The sequence below is a fragment of the Actinospica durhamensis genome (assembly GCF_018139695.1).
Lineage (GTDB): Bacteria > Actinomycetota > Actinomycetes > Streptomycetales > Catenulisporaceae > Actinospica > Actinospica durhamensis.
Genome location: NZ_JAGSOG010000762.1, coordinates 1 through 440, shown reverse-complemented (window position 1 = coordinate 440; position 440 = coordinate 1). Strand labels below are relative to the sequence as shown.

Genomic DNA, 440 nt, shown 5'->3' with positions numbered 1-440 from the left:
TGTATAAGAGACAGCCATCGACCCGCCCGCGGGAACGACCCTCACCCGCCTGCCCGCCTTCCGCCACACCCACATCGCCTTCCGCACCGGCGCCGCCACCCACCCCGCCATCGCCGCCGTCGCCGCCGCACTCGACGAAGCGGTCCCCGATGACCTGCGAGTCCCCGCGATCCCCGCCGCCGACGCGAGAGCGTCCTGAGAGCGCCGGCTGAGCCACGGCGGTTCTCAATGCAACACATTGAGAAAAAGCAGTCGGCCCCCGGTCTGCGTTTCCGCAGTTCGGGGGCCGTACTCGCTGCTGTGGCAGGTGAAGGATTCGAACCTTCGTAGCTTACGCGACGGATTTACAGTCCGCTCCCATTGGCCGCTCGGGCAACCTGCCTGGGTGATCGGCCCCTACGGGCGACCTCGGAAAGATTACCTCATGGCGGGGGGTGCTT

At 67.3% G+C, this 440-nt stretch carries 1 tRNA gene; it reads right to left on the bottom strand.

What is annotated here, in order from left to right:
* Nucleotides 1-301: 301 nt before the first annotated feature.
* Nucleotides 302-382: transfer RNA gene (locus KDL01_RS42100), tRNA-Tyr, on the bottom strand.
* Nucleotides 383-440: the final 58 nt, after the last annotated feature.